This window comes from Kordia jejudonensis, from assembly GCF_001005315.1.
Lineage (GTDB): Bacteria > Bacteroidota > Bacteroidia > Flavobacteriales > Flavobacteriaceae > Kordia > Kordia jejudonensis.
In genome coordinates, this window is sequence record NZ_LBMG01000006.1 from 101,155 (window position 1) to 119,396 (window position 18,242).

Consider the following 18,242-nt stretch of genomic DNA (forward strand, 5'->3'; position numbering starts at 1 on the left):
AGAAAATAGACTTATTACCTCAAATTTATCAATTTGACTTAGCTAATGTGCATAAAAAAAGCCTTGTATCTAAAGAGATACAAGGCTTTTCTATATAGTTGAGGAGTAAAAACTACTTTTTTTCCTCTTTTAGATCAATTCCAAGTTTTGCAGCAACTTTTAGTGTCAAATCATACACAGGACTTGCGTATGCCAACTCGTTTCCGTCAAGCGTAAAAACTTGTGTGAATTTTTCTTCTTTAGCAATTTCAGCTACTGTAGCACCTACTTTTTGATACAAAGGACGCATTAATTCATCCTGTCGTAACTGTACCAACTGTGCAGCGTTTTGTCTGAACTTTTGGATATCATTTTCCAAAGCAAAAATTTCTTCTTGCTTCTTCTTTTTATTTTCAGGTGTCATAGCTTCAAACAATTTATTTGCTGCTTCAACTTCTACTTTGTAAGCTTCTAGTTTTGAAGTTAAATCTGCCTGTAATGTCTTTTCATACTCGGTAATTCCAGTTTTCACTTGGGCAATTTCAGGTAATTTAGAAACAAGAATGTTAATATTAACCGTTCCTACTTTCGATTGTGCCGATGCTGTAAAAGAGCAAAGTACAATGGCTAACGAGTAAAGTAAATGTTTAATTTTCATCTAATTGATATTTTATTTTTCAAAGTTGGCTAAAGTAATGAAAACATCATACCAAAAAAACGTTATTACATAAAATTAACGTTTTTTGTGCCATTATTTTACCAACTGACCTCTATGTGGCTTTAGTTTTTCGCGCATAAAAGTAACATCTTCTTGATTGATAATCATAGAAGCACTTGCAAACATCTCAGAAAAAACTTCTGTCGTAATCGCTTCTCCTGCAATACCTTCCATTGCAATGAAGTCCTTTAAGTGAATACAATGATGCTCAGCAGTACGTTTTGCAGCAGGACCTCTAAACTCCCAAATCAATTTTACTTTTGCCATGTCTTTATTTTTTTTGCAAAAATATCATTCTTTACTACAACATGGTAAAAAAAAGGCATAAAAAAAGCGAATGATAATTTCATTCGCTTGTAGACATTTATATTTTCTAATTATTATTTCGCTACGATTTTAAACGTTTTTGAGAAATTTGGCGACGTTATTTTTACGATGTAAATATTATTTTTTGGCAAATCTAGATATTTACTAAATGTTCCGTTAATGGCAACGTTTTTCAAATCGATTACTTGACGTCCTAATAAATTGAAAATTGAAATATTAGAGATTGTATTTACGCCCGTAATTGTCAATTTTCCACTACTGTAACTCGTGTTTACTTTTGTTGCAGCGATGTCATTAGTACTCAATGTACTCGCATTCAATGGAGCATCAACCAAATCAATAAACAGATCGCCCGTTTGGTTATTTCCACCGCCACCAAACTGATTTTGGAATAAGAAATCAATTCCTAAAATTGTTTCATTCACAAGCGAAGGAAACAATTGTCCTGGTATAAATGTGATGGAATACGTATTTGGTCCATTTGCGGCATCTCCGTCAGTTAAATTTAAAACTGGTTGCCAGCTCAAATCATTAAAATCTCCTGGAACGGCTTGAAAACTTCCTGAAGCTGTTCGCAATCCTACATACATATGAATAAACGTCTGATTTTCTGAATAGAAATTGTTTATAATATCAAGATCTTCAATTTCAATAGTGATTGCATCATTAATATCTGCGGTAGCTGCAACTAAAGAAGCAGATCCGCCATCATAACCTGTAAATGTAAAGGTCTCTTCTTGCGCAAAAAGGAGCGTGGAAGTAATTAAGAAAAAGATTAAAAAGTAAAGTTTTTTCATACTTGGGGTATTTTCTTTATTCGTTTTTTGTTTTAAAAATAGTAAAATCAAAAATGAAATACACGTTTTTATACAAAAATTAACAAAGATCACGCCATACTTGTTAAAAACTATCACAATCCGTATTGGAATTACTTGTGAAATATTGTTGAATTCTTATTTTTGTCTTTCCCAAAAAAATGGCAATGAAATACGCCACGATAATTCGTTCATAGTATTTTAACACAATTCTAAACGAATACCATTTGATGGCTTTCAAAACATAAAAACTAATAGATGAAACATAGCATACAATTATTCCTCACTCTTTTCGTATCGCTTACTACGTTTGCGCAGTCAGAAAAAGACAACGTATTATTTACTATAGAAGGCGAACCAACATATGTGTCCGAGTTTTCAAGAGTATACAAAAAGAACCTCGATATCATTGACGAAAAGGATCAAAAAGAAATCAACGAGTATTTTGATTTGTTTGTGGAATACAAGCTGAAACTAAAAGAAGCTTACAATCTTAATCTTAACGAAAAAGCTAGCTATAAGAAAGAATTAGCAGGATATAAAAAGCAACTTTCAAAAAACTACCTTACGGATAATACGGTAACGGAAAAGCTGGTACAAGAAGCGTATGATCGTTTACAAAAAGAAGTAAAAGCAAGTCATATACTCATCAAAGTATCGGCAGAAGCTTCTCCAAGCGACACTTTAGCAGCTTATGAAAAAATCATGAAGCTTCGCAAATCAATTATAGATGGCGCAGATTTTGGTGACGTTGCAGCACAAAACTCCGACGATCCTTCTGCAAAAGGAAATCAGACAATTCCAGCAAACAAAGGTAATCTAGGTTATTTTTCAGCTTTCAGAATGGTATATCCGTTTGAAACGGCAGCGTTTAATACACCAAAAGGCGAAATTTCGATGCCAATTCGTACACAATATGGATATCATATCATAAAAGTAACAGATGTTCGTGAAAATGCGGGCGAAATTACGGTAGCGCATATTTTGCTATTAAACAAAGAAGATAGTGAAAACAAGGAAAATCCTGAAGAGAAAATCAAAGACATTTACTCGCAAATCAAAGCAGGAAGCGATTTTGGCGCCATGGCAAAACGCTACTCAGAAGACAGAAGTTCTGGAGTGAACAATGGAAAATTGCCAAAATTTGGTCGTGGTCGTTTGCGTTCAAAGAAATTTGAAGAAGTAGCTTTCTCTTTAGACAATGTAGGTCAAATATCAGCACCGTTTCAATCAGAATTTGGCTGGCACATTGTACAATTGGTTAGCAAACATACTCAGAAAAGCTTTGAAGATGAAAAATACAACTTAGAGCAACGTATCAAAAGAGACAAGCGCGCTAATGTAATTAACAGTTCAGTAGTCAAAAAAATAAAAAAGCTTTACACAATTACCGAAAACCCAGAAGCTAAAAAAGATTTTCAAACGCTGGCAGCAACAGACAACTTCTTTACACGTTCATGGCAATTACCAACAGATCCAGCATTTTTAAACAAAACATTGATTCAAATAAAAGATACAAAGATTACATATAATGACTTTGCAACCTATCTATCGAAAAATAAATCGAGAGTAATGCAAAAAAATATTGATCCGAAAGCTTTTATTAATGCCAATTACGCACAATATATTGATGGGAAACTATTGGCTTTCTATGAAAATGATTTGGAAAATGTAAATGAAGAATTTGCAGCAATCTATGGCGAATACAGAGATGGTTTGCTTTTATTCGATTTAATGGAACAGCAAATTTGGGAAAAAGCGAAAAACGATACGCTTGGTTTAGAAGCATATTTCAACGCGAACAAAGAAAACTACAAATGGAAAAACCGTGTAGAAGCTGTCATTGCTACGTGTACAGATGCAAATGTGGCTAAAGAAGTAAAGCAACTCTTAGCAGAAGGAAAACCATTAGATGAAATCAAAAATACGGTAAACAAAGATGCAAAAGTAAACGTCATTTTTACAATGGGTGTTTTTGAAGAAGGACATCGAAATCTTCCAAAAGAATTTCAACTCAAAAAAGGTGTGTCTGACGTTATAAAAGAAGCAGAAGGCGATTATACCATTATAAAAGTCAATGAGGTAATTCCTGCCGATTACAAAGCACTTTCAGAAATCAAAGGAAAAGTCATTAGCGATTATCAAGTACATCTTGAAAAAGAATGGATTCAGCAACTGAAAGAAAACTATAAAGTGAAAATCAACAAAAAAGTATACCGAAAACTAAAAAAACTCGTTAAATAAAACATAGTGAGAAAAATAGTTGTCATCCTTAGTGTCCTTTTATGTTGCTCTTGCGAATACTTTCGGTCGTCGCCAGATGGAGATGTTATTGCCAGAGTTGGCGAAAACTATCTATACAAAAGCGATATTGCCGCGTTAGTTTCTGAAAATATGTCGAAAGAAGACAGTACAATTATTGTGACGAACTATATCAATCGTTGGGCGACACAACAATTATTCATTCAAAAAGCAAAAATAAACCTTCCGCAAGAAAAGCAAACTACTTTTGATGCTTTGGTAGAAGATTATCGTAAAGACTTATATGTTGAAGCATACAAAGAAGCTGTCGTAAAAAAAATGATTGATACGACGGTAACAGGATTTGACGAAGCGGCATATTACAACACCAATAAACAAAACTTTAAGCTCAATGAAGAATTGTTAAAAATACGATACATCAATATCAACAAAGACAATTCGAATCTAGAAGAAATTACGGAACGATTTCAACGTTTCAATACCGAAGATAAAACCGTATTAGATTCGTTGGCAATTCAATTTAATAACTACTCATTAAACGATTCTATTTGGGTAAAAGCGACACAAGTTTTCAATAAAATTCCTGTCATAACTAACGAAAACAAAGAGAAATACTTAAAAAAATCACAATTTTCTAAAATAGAAGATTCAATAGGACTATATTTGGTGCGAATTGAGGATATTATCGGTAGAAACGACATTGCGCCACTCGCGTATGTACGACCAACAGTACAACAAATTATCCTTAACAAGCGAAAGCTAGAATTTATCAGAAAATTAGAAAAAGACATCACAAAAGATGCAGTTAAGCGAAAACAGTTTGAAATTTACAATTAAAATGAAGAAAAGTATATACTTGTTTGTAATACTTGTGGGAATAAGCATGCAGGCACAAGTACAAGAAGAAACGGTTTCTGAATCATCAATGATGAAGGCCAAAGCGAAAGTAAACGATTCTACTAAAACGACTTCAAAACGTGTCAAAATCGATGGTGTAGCCGCAGTTGTTGGTGATCACATCATTTTAGAATCAGACATTGATAAAACATTTTTAGACTTACGTCAACAAGGCGCTTCTATAGAAGGATTGACACGATGCAAACTTCTAGGAAAATTAATGGAAGACAAACTCTATGCTCACCAAGCTGTACAAGACAGTTTAGTAGTATCTGAAGGAGAAATAAGCGATCGTGTTACACAAACCATTGAATACTTTAGTGAACAAATAGGTGGAATGGACAAATTGTTAAAATTCTACGCCATGGAAGATGAAGCTTCTTTGCGTCAGCGTTTAACAAAAATTACCAAAACACAGTTTCTAACACAACGTATGCAATCGAAAGTGGTAAGTGAAGTAGAAATTACGCCAGAAGAAGTTCGTTTGTTTTTTGAAACAATTCCAGAAGATCAACGCCCAAAAATAGGTGTAGAGCTAGAAGTAGCGCAAATCATCATTGAGCCAAAACCTTCAGAAGAAGCTGTTAAAAAAGTAGTAGACAAACTAAAAGCAATAAAGTCAGAAGTGGAAGCTGGTGCAAGTTTTGGTACAAAAGCTATTCTGTATTCTAAAGATAGAGCTTCTGGTCGTCAAGGTGGATTTATGTCTATAACGAAAAGAATGCCACTCGCAAAAGAATTCAAAGACATGTCATTTACGTTGCAAGAAGGAGAAGTTTCTGAGCCTTTTGAAACAGACTTTGGATGGCATATTGTACAAATTGATAAAGTTCGTGGACAAGAAAGAGATGTGCGTCATATTTTGTTAATTCCTGAAATTACAAATGAAAAACTTGATGAAGCACGTAAAAAAATTGATACATTACGTCAACGTATCTTAGCAGAAGAACTTACGTTTGATGAAGCAGCTCGTTCGTTCTCAGATGACAAAGACACACGTAACAATGGCGGGAAACTGATCAATCCTGCAACATTAGGAACACATTTCGAATTGACCAAAATGGATCCAGAGCAATACTCACAAATAGAGCCATTAAAAGGAGACGAAATTTCTATTCCTTTACTCGATGAAACACGTACAGGTCAAAAACGATACAAAATTATCAAAGTAACCAACCGTTACAATGAGCATGTTGCAGACTATTCTAAAGATTACATCAAAATCAAAAGCTTAGCACTCAAAAATAAACAGTTACAAGAAGTTGAAAAATGGATTACGGAGAAAATCAAAGAAACATATATCAATGTGAACTCTGGTAATCGTGATTGTGAATTTCAAAATAACTGGTTAAAAAAGTAAAAGCCTATGTCAGATGTTGCTGCTATTGAAAACCTTGTAAAAAAACACAAGGATCTCAAGAACGAAATCGCTAAAATTATTGTTGGTCAAGAACGTGTAGTAGATCAAATATTACTTTCTATATTTTCTGGAGGACACGCGTTATTAATCGGTGTTCCAGGACTAGCAAAAACGTTAATGGTAAACACCATTGCAACAACGTTAGGGTTAGATTTTAAACGTATTCAGTTTACACCTGATTTAATGCCAAGTGATATCTTGGGAAGTGAAATCTTAGATGAATCGCGTAATTTCAAATTCATCAAAGGACCAATTTTTGCAAACATCATTCTAGCAGATGAAATCAACCGTACACCGCCAAAAACGCAAGCCGCTTTACTAGAAGCCATGCAAGAACGTGCAGTAACGGTTGCGGGACATCATTACAAATTAGACTTACCATATTTTGTATTAGCAACACAAAACCCAATTGAGCAAGAAGGAACGTATCCGTTACCAGAAGCGCAATTAGACCGTTTTATGTTTGCCATTCACTTAACATATCCAACATTTGCAGAAGAAGTTCAGGTGGTAAAAGCAACTACCACAGACGTAGAAGCTTCTGTAAAAGCACTATTCAATGCGCAAGAAATCATTGCAATTCAAAAACTCATTCGTAAAATTCCTGTTGCAGATAATGTGATAGAATATGCAGTACGTTTGGTTTCCAAAACGCGTCCAAAAGAAGACAGTGCAACCGAATTGGTAAAACAATACGTAGATTGGGGCGCAGGACCAAGAGCATCACAAAACCTTATCTTAGCGGCAAAAGCACATGCGGCAATCAATGGAAAATTTTCTCCAGACATTGAAGATGTACAAGCTGTTGCTATCGGAATCTTATCGCACAGAGTGATCCGAAACTACAAAGCGGAAGCGGAAGGAATTACGATTGAAAAAGTTATCGAAAGCTTGTTTTAACTCTCTACACCGACTATAAAATTTATAAAAAAGCTGTTTCAATAAAACTTGAGACAGCTTTTTTACATTTTGATCCTTGAAACATCCAAATACAGTTCATTGTAAAAAGTAAGTATTAAATGAAGTCAGCTATTATTAAATTTTTTTAGCACACTATATGATTAGCTCTCATAATCAAATTCATTTTTTTTGTCTATATTTAATGACAGTCATCTATTTTTCAAGTAATTGGAATACTGTAATTGCAAATTTTTAAAAATAATAAGGATGTATAAAAAATCACAAAAAGAACATCGTAATGGAATTACAGCGGTAGCAAATGCTGTTTCTCAGCATAAAAGCAACTTAAAAAAAGGATTTGAGCTAAAGGATAACAGACCACATGAACAGGTAATTCAAAATATGGCTGCTAATAAAGAAAAAGCTGCATCTGAAATCAAAGTAAATAATACTTCAAATGTGATTCAAAAGAAAGGTGTTATTCAACTTGTATGTGGTAAATGCGGTAGTGCTTATCATGGGCAGAAGCAATGTACTGCATCAGAAGAAGAAGTAAATGCTTATAAGAATCAAAGAATGGCAAAGAACCATAATGGAGGACAAAAAACCCATGGTTCGAGTAGCAGTCGCCCAAAGAAAAGACAAGACAAATACGACAAGCAACAAAAAAATAGCTATTCCAATAACAGGAATAGAAGAGGTGGCGGTGGTGGAGCAGGAGCTGCTGTTTAAAAGTTTTTTACATCAAATTATGTCAAAAAATAACGAAGTATTTTTCTTTTAAGTAAGCTGTTTCAGATAACAGCTAAAAATACACTTCGTCTAAAAATATCAGTATTATCAAAAAATAGCATCTCAAATTATGAAATTCGTAATTGGAGGTGCTATTTGTAGTTTATTTTAAATTTAATGCAATAAAATCATTAAATCGGTAAAAATAATTAGCTTAAAATAAAGGTATACTGTTAATTTTTAAAAATGAAGATAATTTCGTAATTTCGCAAGACTTTCAAAACACTAAAAAAACGAACATATGGCCTTCGATATTGATATGATAAAAAAGGTTTACGAAACAATAGTGGAACGTGTTGATAAAGCACGTGAAGTTACTGGTAAACCACTCACACTTTCAGAAAAAATTCTGTATTCACATTTATGGGATGGAACGGCAGAAAAAGCATTCGTTAGAGGAAAAGACTATGTAGATTTTGCTCCAGATCGTATTGCTTGTCAAGATGCAACTGCACAAATGGCATTACTACAATTTATGCAAGCAGGAAAATCCAAAGTAGCAGTTCCAACAACGGTACACTGTGATCACTTAATCCAAGCAAAAGTTGGTGCAAGTACTGATTTACAAGCTGCCATGAATAATAGTAGTGAAGTTTTTAATTTCTTAGAGTCAGTATCAAACAAATATGGGATCGGATTCTGGAAGCCAGGTGCTGGAATTATTCATCAAGTAGTCTTAGAAAACTATGCTTTTCCTGGTGGAATGATGATTGGAACCGATTCTCACACCGTAAATGCTGGTGGATTAGGAATGGTGGCGATTGGAGTTGGTGGAGCTGACGCCGTAGACGTAATGGCTGGAATGCCTTGGGAACTAAAATTCCCGAAACTGATAGGTGTAAAACTAACAGGAAAAATTTCTGGTTGGGCAGCGCCAAAAGATGTCATCTTAAAAGTAGCTGGAATAGTTTCTGCAAAAGGAGGAACAGGAGCTATCGTAGAATATTTTGGACCTGGAGCCGTTTCAATGTCTTGTACAGGAAAAGGAACTATCTGTAACATGGGAGCCGAAATTGGAGCAACAACTTCAACATTCGGTTACGATGAATCTATGGAACGTTACTTACGCGCTACAGACAGAGCAGATGTTGCTGATGCAGCAAATGAAGTAAAAGATTACTTAACAGGAGATGCAGAAGTATATGCAAATCCAGAACAATATTTTGATCAAGTTATTGAAATTAACTTATCAGAACTTGGACCGTTGCTAAACGGACCATTTACGCCAGATTTATCTACAACGGTTGGTACTGAAATGACAGGACGCGCGCAAGAAAATGACTGGCCACTACAAGTAGAATGGGGATTAATTGGTTCATGTACCAACTCATCTTACGAAGATTTATCAAGAGCTTCTTCTGTTGCACAACAAGCATTAGACAAAGGAATTAAAATGAAGTCTGAATTAGGAATTAATCCAGGATCAGAACAAGTACGCTACACCGCAGAACGTGATGGAATTCTAGACATATTCGAAAAATTAGATGCAAAAATATTTACCAATGCATGCGGACCATGTATCGGACAATGGGCACGTTACAGTGATCCTAAAAATGCACCAAAAAACAGTATTGTACACTCGTTTAACAGAAACTTTGCAAAACGTGCTGATGGAAACCCAAATACACACGCTTTTGTTGCTTCTCCAGAAATTACAGCAGCCATTGCGATTTCGGGTCGTTTGGACTTTAATCCGATGACAGATACGTTAATCAACGAAAATGGAGAAGAGGTCATGTTAGACGAACCAACAGGATGGGAATTACCACCAAAAGGGTTTGATGTAAAAGATAACGGATATCTAGCACCAGAAGAAGATGGAAGTCATGTTGTGGTAACTGTAAGCGACGATTCAGAGCGTTTACAATTATTAACACCTTTCACACCATTAGGCGAAAGCATTACAGGCGCAAAACTATTAATAAAAGCTCATGGAAAATGTACAACAGATCACATTTCTATGGCTGGACCTTGGTTGCGTTTCCGTGGACATTTAGACAACATTGCAAACAATACCTTAATTGGCGCAGTGAATGCATTTAACATGAAAACGAACTTTGTAAAAAGTCAGTTAAGTGGAGAATACGATGCAGTACCAAAAACACAACGTGCATACAAAGCGGCAGGAATCAAAACAATTGTAGTTGGAGATCACAACTACGGAGAAGGTTCATCACGTGAGCATGCAGCAATGCAACCGAGACATTTAGGTGTAGCAGCAGTATTGGTAAAATCGTTTGCACGTATCCACGAAACAAACTTGAAAAAGCAAGGAATGTTAGGATTAACGTTTGCCAATGAAAGTGATTATGATTTAATTCAAGAAGACGATACATTTAACTTCCTAGACTTAAACGAATTTGCTCCAAACAAGCCGTTGACTATTGAAGTTGTACATGCTGATGGAAGTAAAGATACTATTGTAGCAAACCATACGTACAATCAAAGTCAAATTGACTGGTATAACGAAGGTTCTGCTTTAAATTTAATTAAAAAGGAAAACAACGCTTAATATTTTAAGTGCGTTTTTATCATACAAAGCTCTGGACAAAAGTTCGGAGCTTTTTTTTTGTGATTAAAAGATTGAAGAATGGAAAGATTGAAGAATGAAATCATTCATGTGTGATTTTGAATGACAAATAAAAAAATCCAATAACAAACAAATCTACGAACTTGCAGACAAACCCATAAACATTTGGCAATGCCAACATTAATTAGGAAATTTGCAACTTAAACTTGAATTCTTGAGAGTCACGTTAAAAATTACCCTAGATAATCCTCAAATTGTAAAACAACAACTGTTGTTATGGAGTCAACACTCCCATGAGGTCGTTTGGCTCGATTCTAACAATTACCAGCAAAAATATAACGAATTTGATGCAATACTTGCCGTAGATGCGTTTACCGTATTGCAAACAGATTATACAAATGCCTTTCAACAATTAGACGAATACCAACAAACGACGAAGGATTGGATTTTTGGCTATTTGTCCTACGATTTGAAGAACGATGTAGAAAATTTAGTTTCCCAAAATCATGACGGTTTGGCGTTTCCTGAACTCTATTTTTTTCAACCTAAAAAACTATTCTTTCTAAAAGGAAATGAATTGGAAGTTCAATATCTGAATATGGTTGATGATGAATTAGAAGTAGACATTGAAGAAATTCTTCAGACAGAAATACATACAGAAATATTTGAAAAAGGAGTTTCCAACAAGGAACATCGACCAAAAATAAAATTGCGGATTCACAAAGATGAATATCATGAAAAAGTAACCAAAGTATTGGCACATATTCATCGTGGCGACATCTATGAAGCGAACTTTTGTCAAGAATTCTATGCGGAAAATGCAACGATTGATCCTGTATCGACCTATGCACATCTAAACGCAATTTCAAAACCACCATTTGCAACCTATATGCGTTTGAGTGATAAATACATCTTATCGGCTTCGCCAGAACGCTACATCAAGAAAAATGGTACGAAAATCACGTCGCAACCGATCAAAGGAACTGCAAAACGTGTGAGCAATCCTGTGGAAGATAAAAAGTTGGCAACCGATTTACAAAACGACGAAAAAGAACGTGCTGAAAATGTAATGATTGTAGATTTAGTTCGAAATGACTTAGCAAAAACTGCCAAAAAAGGAAGTGTGAAAGTTGAAGAACTATGCAAAATTTACACCTTTGATCAAGTACATCAAATGATTTCTACGGTCACTTCGGAAGTATCAGAAACGCAAAATCCTGTTGAAATTCTTCGAACAACCTTTCCAATGGGAAGCATGACAGGTGCACCGAAAATTTCAGCCATGCAAATCATAGAAAACTTGGAAGAAACCAAACGTGGCATCTATTCAGGCGCTATAGGTTACTTTGCACCAAACAACGATTTTGATTTCAATGTGGTCATTCGTTCTATCTTATACAACAGTACCAAGCAATATGTTTCCTATTCGGTCGGTGGCGCAATCACAGCAAAGTCCATTCCTGAAAAAGAATACGAAGAATGCTTAATAAAAGCCAAAGCCATGCGAGAAGCGTTGGAGTTGTAATCTAACTTTATGTTTGAAACAATTTCGGTTTTCTAATATAAGAAGCAAATATTGTAGCCATTACAATAAGCATGGCAACTTCAAAAGGCTTTCCTATATACATGTGAATCAATACAATAAAAATCATATATAATGACAGCATAGACGTGCCAATCAGTATTGTATTTTTATATAAATATAAAGCTGTTGCTATCAAAAGATAGATTCCAGTTACAATCATAATTATGTTACTTTCAACAACTTTTCCTGTTTGATTTGGATCTAGTAGTTTATTCAATGCATTTGGAATATAAAAAAGTGTAATCATGGTAGACGGTAGCCACGTCAAACTTCTCTTAAGGTATTTCTTTACGCTCATTGTTTCATCGTTTAAGTTTGACCAAATCTATTCTTTATTTCGGCAAAACGTAGCTATAAATAAGTATCTGTAGATACCAAAGAAGTAAACGTCGGTTATAAACTATAAAGCGTCTTAATCCTCTTCTTCCATCAATTCAATCTCTTCAGGTTCAGGTGGTGGCGGTGGCATTTCAGAAATAGATATTCGATTGTGTAACCAAATTTTTAAATCTGTTTTTCCTGAGATATCTTTATAAGCTTTGGTGAGTAGATGTAAGATATTGGGTAATTTTTCGATACCGTTTTCATCGTAAGACACATAAATCAATAACTTTTCAGGACTGTCACATAAATGTGGAATCTTTCCATTATTCTCTAAATCTCTACGTAGTACATTCGTTAAACTATCTAAAGGATAAAAATGTTCATCCAATTTATGAATCGTATCGTTATGAATTTCAATACTATTTTTTTGTTTGATTAAAATGCACGCATACTTTTTCCAACATGGATTTCGTAAATACACATTTGTGATCTCATTCTGATGTTTCAATGTTATTTTTGGCAAACTATCATTGCAGGCAATTGCTTCTGTTCGCTCAATTAAAGCCTCAAAGTCTTCAAATTGATCGAGTTGCAATGTGACACTCAAACTATCATTAAAATCAGGGATCATTCCAAAATTTTGAACAATTGGTTCAGCAGGAACAGTCTCTTTAGTAGTATTTTGACAACTGATAAGTATCAAAATCATAAAAAAGTATAGAGAAATAGTAAATTGAATTCGCATAAGTTTAAAATGTATTGCAACAATTTGTACAAATATTATTCCATATTTTGAGCGTTTACGAATGTAGTAAATACTAATTGATTATGCTTTAATATGCTATTTATTGAAGTAATATTCAAGGTAAATCATAACATTTGGATAATATTTTCAACCTCTATTTTTTATAAACTTTTTTTAAGTTTTCTCTAACTACAGAAATTAGGTCTATAGATTTGGATAACTCATTATATATTCTCAATCCATCTTCTATTAATTTTTCTTTATCTATTGATTGTCCATTTATTAGTTTATCTAATTCAGAAAGAAATAGTTCTTGTTGTGCTTTTTTTGTTTGATGTATTTTATCAATTATATATTCTGCATGTGAAGACATTTCAGCATTTATATATGGAGTAACTTTAGCAAGTCTAGTTGAGAGTTTTTCAAGCTTTTTTTTGAGTTTCGCAACAAGAGGTTTAGTTTTTACATTATCAATCACATAATTATTTTGACTTATATAATCCATAAGCTTTTTTCGAGTTTTCAGATATTCTCTTAAGTCATTCTGAAAATAGCGTAGATTCCTCTCTACATTTTTTGCTTTTTCTTTATCAAAAAAAGACACAATATTATCATTGAGATTATTTATGAAAGAAAAAATTTCTGATGATAATGATTTAAATTCATTTATTTCAACATCCTGCGCAGAGATTATACTGCTGTAAAATAAAAGCAAAAACAGACTGATAGTTAATTTAAGTTTAGTCATTTTTTTTAGTTTTTGTTAATAAAAAAAAACCTATAATTAATAAGATTGTTGGTAGAATTAATTCAGAAATATCTAGTTCATTAATATCTCTACCTTGAAGTAATTCAATAATAATATCTCTTCTGTAATATATTATAAAACAATTAATGACTAAAATAATTATTCCCGAAAGCCTTTTATATTTCATATGAAATTTCTTTTATTTTCGAAATAGTATTTCCAACTAACTATTTTTTAATGAAGTTTTTGTTTTAACTCAATAATAAAGCGTAAAGTTTTACTTTACTAAAGTTAAGGGAATCTTAACTAAAATCAAAATCTTATATTTCATAACACTATAATAACATTTCTAAGCGGTTTTTATTGATAATTCGGCTATTTAATTATCTTTGGCAATACTAAGTTTCATAAGGCTTGAAGTCTCTTTAACCTATTCGTTTGCTAGAGAATTTAAAAAAACATATTGCTAAAAAGTTACCGTTTTTACAACAACAAAAATTGCTAATTGCCATTAGTGGCGGATTGGACAGTGTTGTAATGGCACATATGTTTCATGCACTTCACTACAATATTGCCTTTGCACATTGTAATTTTCAACTTCGCGATGCAGAAAGTGATGGCGATGCGATTTTTGTGGAAAATTTAGCAAAAACATTGCAAGTGGAATGTCATACCAAAAAGTTTGATACTGAAAACTATGCAAATCAGCAGAAAGTTTCTATTCAAATGGCAGCACGTTCGTTACGATATGCTTGGTTTGAAGAACTAGCGACTACTTTTGAATACGATTACATTCTAACAGCGCACCATGCAGATGATGCGTTAGAAACGTTCATAATCAATCTGTCTCGCGGCACAGGAATCGACGGCTTAACGGGAATTCCAATGCAAAACGGAAACATTATGCGTCCGTTATTGCCATTCACGCGAATTGAAATTTTAGCGTATGCAAAGCAGCACAAATTAGCTTGGCGAGAAGACAGTAGCAATGCGTCTACAAAATACATTCGCAACAAAATACGACATGATCTTGTGCCAATGCTAAAAGAGTTGCATCCAACATTTATGGAGAATTTTCAAGCAACACAGCAACATTTACAAGAAAGTAAGCACATCATTACGGCTAGTATTGAAAAATTTCAAAAAGAAGTCATCACGGAAACTTCAGAAGGCGTTTTTTCAATTGATATAAAAAAAGTACAAGACAATCTATACCCAAAAGCATATCTATTTGAAATATTACGTCCATATGGTTTTACAGCTTGGAAGGATATTGTAGCTTTACTCAATGGACAAAGCGGAAAGCAAATAAATTCTAAAACCTATCGTTTGATAAAAGATAGAGTACATTTGTTATTGCAACCGTTGCATGCAGAAGAAAATATTGAAGCAGTCGAAATTACGGAGCATGCAAGAAACATTACGAATCCGATACAATTACAGTGGGAAGAAGTTTCAACTGTGACAACAACGGGAAATTCAGTTTTGTATGTTGATAAAGCGTTGTTAAAATTTCCGCTAACCGTAAGAAAATGGAAAAATGGCGACTATTTTTATCCGTATGGGATGAAAGGCAAAAAAAAATTAAGCAAATACTTCAAAGATGAAAAGTATTCGTTGATTGATAAAGAAAATCAATGGTTGCTTTGCAATGAAGGACAAATCGTTTGGGTTATTGGAAAACGTTCTGATAACCGCTATAAACTAACTCAACCAACCAACTCAATTATTAAGTTTACACTGAAATGAAAAAACTAATTACGTTATTATTTTTATGTGTTTCCAGCTTTGCTGTACATGCACAAATGGACGATCCTGTTCAATGGACTTCAGAAATAGAACAACTTTCGGATACGGAATACAAGCTTATTTACAAAGCTGAAATTATAGACAAGTGGAAATTGTATTCGCAATATCTAACTGAAAATAGCGGATTTCCAACAGAATTCATGTACGATTCTATTCAGAAAGCCAATGATTTTAAATTGGTAGGAAAAAATGAAGAGAGTGAAGGAATAACAAAGTTTGACAAAGTATTTCAAGCGGAACTTACGTTTTTTAAAGGTACGGCAACATTTACACAAAAAATAGAAATCACAAATCCTGATGTAAAAACAATTACTTCTGAAGTCATTTATCAAAGTTGTGATGATGAAAAATGTGTATTGGGTGATAAAGAGTTTACATTTCAATTGCCAAGAAAAAGTAATACTGACAACGCTTTTGGCGGACAATCTAATGTATTAGAACCTGTAAAATGGGCAACTTCGGTAAACAAACTTTCAGATGATGAATATGAAATTGTCTTAAAGGCAAAAGTTGACAAAGGATGGCATTTATATTCGCAAAAAAGTTATGGTGATTTAGGACCATTTCCAACAGAATTCAATTTTGAAGATGCAGGAAAAACCTATGATTTGGTTGGTAACGTGCAAGAATCGCCAACAAAAGATGTATTTGATAAGATATTTCAAATGGACATCTCTTATTATGAAAAAGAAGCAACATTTACACAAAAAATAAAACTCAAAGACAAAAACACCAAGATCATTAACGCTGAGGTTGTCTACATGGTATGTGATGATGAAAAATGTTTGCCACCAACAGGAGTTGACTTTGCCATTGCTTTAGATGGTAAAACGGCTGTACCTACGCAAAATGCAGAATTGACAGCAAAAGACATTCAACTTTCAAAAGAATTAGATTTACAAATTACTGGAAAAGACGAATTTAAAGATGACACAACCATTGCAGAAAAAAGCAATCTGTCTATCTTCTTTCTTGGATTTTTAGGAGGATTAATCGCATTATTAACACCTTGTGTATTTCCAATGATTCCGTTAACGGTATCGTTTTTTACCAAAAGTGGTTCCAACTCCCAAAAAGGATTGTTTAACTCTATGTTGTACGGTTTCTTTATCTTTTTGGTGTACTTTTTACTAAGCTTACCATTTCACGTATTAGATTCGCTCGATCCCGAAATACTCAACAACGTCTCCACAAACGCAACCTTAAACATCATATTCTTTGTTGTATTTGTCGTATTTGCGTTTTCATTCTTTGGATATTTCGAGCTGACATTACCAGCGTCGTGGAGTAACTCATTAGACTCAAAAGCAAATAATATTGGAGGTGCCATCGGAATCTTCTTAATGGCTTTGGTATTGGTAATTGTGTCATTTTCATGTACAGGCCCAATTTTAGGAGCTTTGCTAGGAAGTACCACACTAGCCGCAGGCGATCCTGCCATGAAACTTACCATGGGAATGAGCGGATTTGGACTTGCATTAGCGCTACCATTTACACTATTTGCCATGTTCCCAAAATGGTTAAACTCATTGCCACGTTCAGGCGGTTGGCTAAACTCTGTAAAAGTTGTTTTAGGATTTATAGAATTGGCATTGGCCTTAAAATTCCTTTCAAATGCTGACTTAGTATCACATTGGGGATTCTTAAAAAGAGAAATATTTATCGGAATTTGGGTACTATTAGGAATAGGATTAGCATTGTATTTATTCGGAAAATTAAAGTTTCCACATGATAGTCCAATCAAAAAACTAAGCTTTAGTAGAATTTCCTTTGGAATCTTAGTCGTAGCTTTTGTTGTGTATTTAATTCCTGGATTATCAAACACAAAATATGCAAACTTGAAACTATTGAGTGGATTTCCGCCACCATTATTCTATAGTTTATACGATCAGCAAGCTGGTGTAGAAAGTACGGAACACGGCGATTGTCCGTTAGGATTACCATGTTACAAAGACTTGGAGGAAGGAATTGCAGTTGCCAAAGCAGAAAACAAACCAATCATGTTAGATTTTACAGGTTGGGCATGTGTAAATTGTCGAAAAATGGAAGAACAAGTCTGGAGTCAATCAGCCGTTTTTGATATTTTAAACGAAGATTACATCTTAATTTCTTTATATGTAGATGATAGAAAACCATTGCCTGAAGCGGAAAAGTTCCGTTTTGACAAAGGAAATGGAAACATCAAAAAAATTAAAACCTACGGAGACAAATTAGCTACATTACAAACGTTGAATTTCAATAACAATTCGCAACCGTATTACGTACTCATATCTCCAAACATGGAAATGCTACAAAAGCCAGTAGGTTACACACCAGATGCACAAGAATATGAAGATTGGCTGCAAGTTGGTATTGACAACTTTAAAAAGAAAAGTAAATAAGTTACCTTTA

General features: G+C 33.9%; 15 protein-coding genes. 9 read left to right on the forward strand and 6 right to left on the reverse strand.

Annotated features, from left to right (window positions below):
- Positions 1–112: 112 nt before the first annotated feature.
- The 3 genes from AA089_RS04875 to AA089_RS04885 form a co-directional block, all read right to left on the reverse strand.
- Complete coding sequence (locus tag AA089_RS04875; protein ID WP_046755800.1) at positions 113–637, reverse strand: OmpH family outer membrane protein; 525 nt, start codon at positions 635–637, stop codon at positions 113–115.
- A 93-nt stretch (positions 638–730) separates the two neighbouring features.
- Entirely contained in the window at positions 731–964 is a 234-nt protein-coding gene (locus tag AA089_RS04880; RefSeq protein ID WP_046755801.1) for a hypothetical protein, read from the reverse strand.
- A gap of 113 nt (positions 965–1,077) precedes the next feature.
- Complete coding sequence (locus AA089_RS04885; RefSeq protein ID WP_156168903.1) at positions 1,078–1,821, reverse strand: T9SS type A sorting domain-containing protein; 744 nt, start codon at positions 1,819–1,821, stop codon at positions 1,078–1,080.
- A gap of 276 nt (positions 1,822–2,097) precedes the next feature.
- Between AA089_RS04885 and AA089_RS04890 the strand changes: the two genes are divergently transcribed.
- The 7 genes from AA089_RS04890 (at position 2,098) to pabB (ending at position 12,165) form a co-directional block, all read left to right on the forward strand.
- Positions 2,098–4,083 carry a peptidylprolyl isomerase gene (locus AA089_RS04890; protein ID WP_046755803.1) on the forward strand — a complete coding sequence of 662 codons (1,986 nt, stop codon included), beginning with the start codon at positions 2,098–2,100 and terminating at the stop codon, positions 4,081–4,083.
- A gap of 6 nt (positions 4,084–4,089) precedes the next feature.
- A complete protein-coding gene (locus tag AA089_RS04895) occupies positions 4,090–4,938 on the forward strand; it encodes a hypothetical protein (protein WP_046755804.1) in 849 nt (282 codons plus the stop codon).
- Position 4,939: 1 nt separating this feature from the next.
- Positions 4,940–6,358 carry a peptidylprolyl isomerase gene (locus AA089_RS04900; RefSeq protein WP_241479972.1) on the forward strand — a complete coding sequence of 473 codons (1,419 nt, stop codon included), beginning with the start codon at positions 4,940–4,942 and terminating at the stop codon, positions 6,356–6,358.
- 6 nt (positions 6,359–6,364) lie between these two features.
- Positions 6,365–7,318 (forward strand): AAA family ATPase, encoded by a 954-nt coding sequence (locus tag AA089_RS04905; RefSeq protein ID WP_046755805.1) that lies wholly within the window; start codon positions 6,365–6,367, stop codon positions 7,316–7,318.
- Between the two features lie 267 nt (positions 7,319–7,585).
- Positions 7,586–8,050, forward strand: coding sequence for a hypothetical protein (locus tag AA089_RS04910; protein WP_046755806.1), 465 nt, complete (start codon positions 7,586–7,588; stop codon positions 8,048–8,050).
- 301 nt (positions 8,051–8,351) lie between these two features.
- Positions 8,352–10,622, forward strand: a complete 2,271-nt coding sequence (locus tag AA089_RS04915) for an aconitate hydratase (protein WP_046755807.1) — start codon at positions 8,352–8,354, stop codon at positions 10,620–10,622.
- A 232-nt stretch (positions 10,623–10,854) separates the two neighbouring features.
- On the forward strand, positions 10,855–12,165 hold the full coding sequence (pabB, locus tag AA089_RS04920; RefSeq protein WP_046755854.1) for an aminodeoxychorismate synthase component I: 1,311 nt from the start codon (positions 10,855–10,857) through the stop codon (positions 12,163–12,165).
- A 7-nt stretch (positions 12,166–12,172) separates the two neighbouring features.
- Here pabB and AA089_RS04925 read toward each other — a convergent pair whose 3' ends face one another.
- The 3 genes from AA089_RS04925 to AA089_RS04935 form a co-directional block, all read right to left on the reverse strand.
- Positions 12,173–12,523 (reverse strand): hypothetical protein, encoded by a 351-nt coding sequence (locus tag AA089_RS04925; protein ID WP_046755808.1) that lies wholly within the window; start codon positions 12,521–12,523, stop codon positions 12,173–12,175.
- Positions 12,524–12,637: 114 nt separating this feature from the next.
- Positions 12,638–13,258 carry a hypothetical protein gene (locus AA089_RS04930; RefSeq protein ID WP_162200410.1) on the reverse strand — a complete coding sequence of 207 codons (621 nt, stop codon included), beginning with the start codon at positions 13,256–13,258 and terminating at the stop codon, positions 12,638–12,640.
- Positions 13,259–13,448: 190 nt separating this feature from the next.
- Positions 13,449–14,042: a hypothetical protein gene (locus AA089_RS04935; protein WP_046755810.1), complete on the reverse strand. Its 594-nt coding sequence runs from the start codon at positions 14,040–14,042 to the stop codon at positions 13,449–13,451.
- 438 nt (positions 14,043–14,480) lie between these two features.
- Here AA089_RS04935 and tilS point away from each other — a divergent pair, with 438 nt between their 5' ends.
- Together tilS and AA089_RS04950 are read left to right on the forward strand one after the other, a co-directional pair.
- The gene (gene tilS / locus AA089_RS04945; protein WP_046755812.1) at positions 14,481–15,791 is read left to right on the forward strand and encodes a tRNA lysidine(34) synthetase TilS; all 1,311 of its coding nucleotides are present in this window, start codon (positions 14,481–14,483) and stop codon (positions 15,789–15,791) included.
- On the forward strand, positions 15,788–18,232 hold the full coding sequence (locus AA089_RS04950) for a protein-disulfide reductase DsbD family protein (RefSeq protein WP_053002198.1): 2,445 nt from the start codon (positions 15,788–15,790) through the stop codon (positions 18,230–18,232). Before tilS ends, AA089_RS04950 begins: the two co-directional genes overlap by 4 nt.
- The last annotated feature ends 10 nt before the right edge of the window (positions 18,233–18,242 follow it).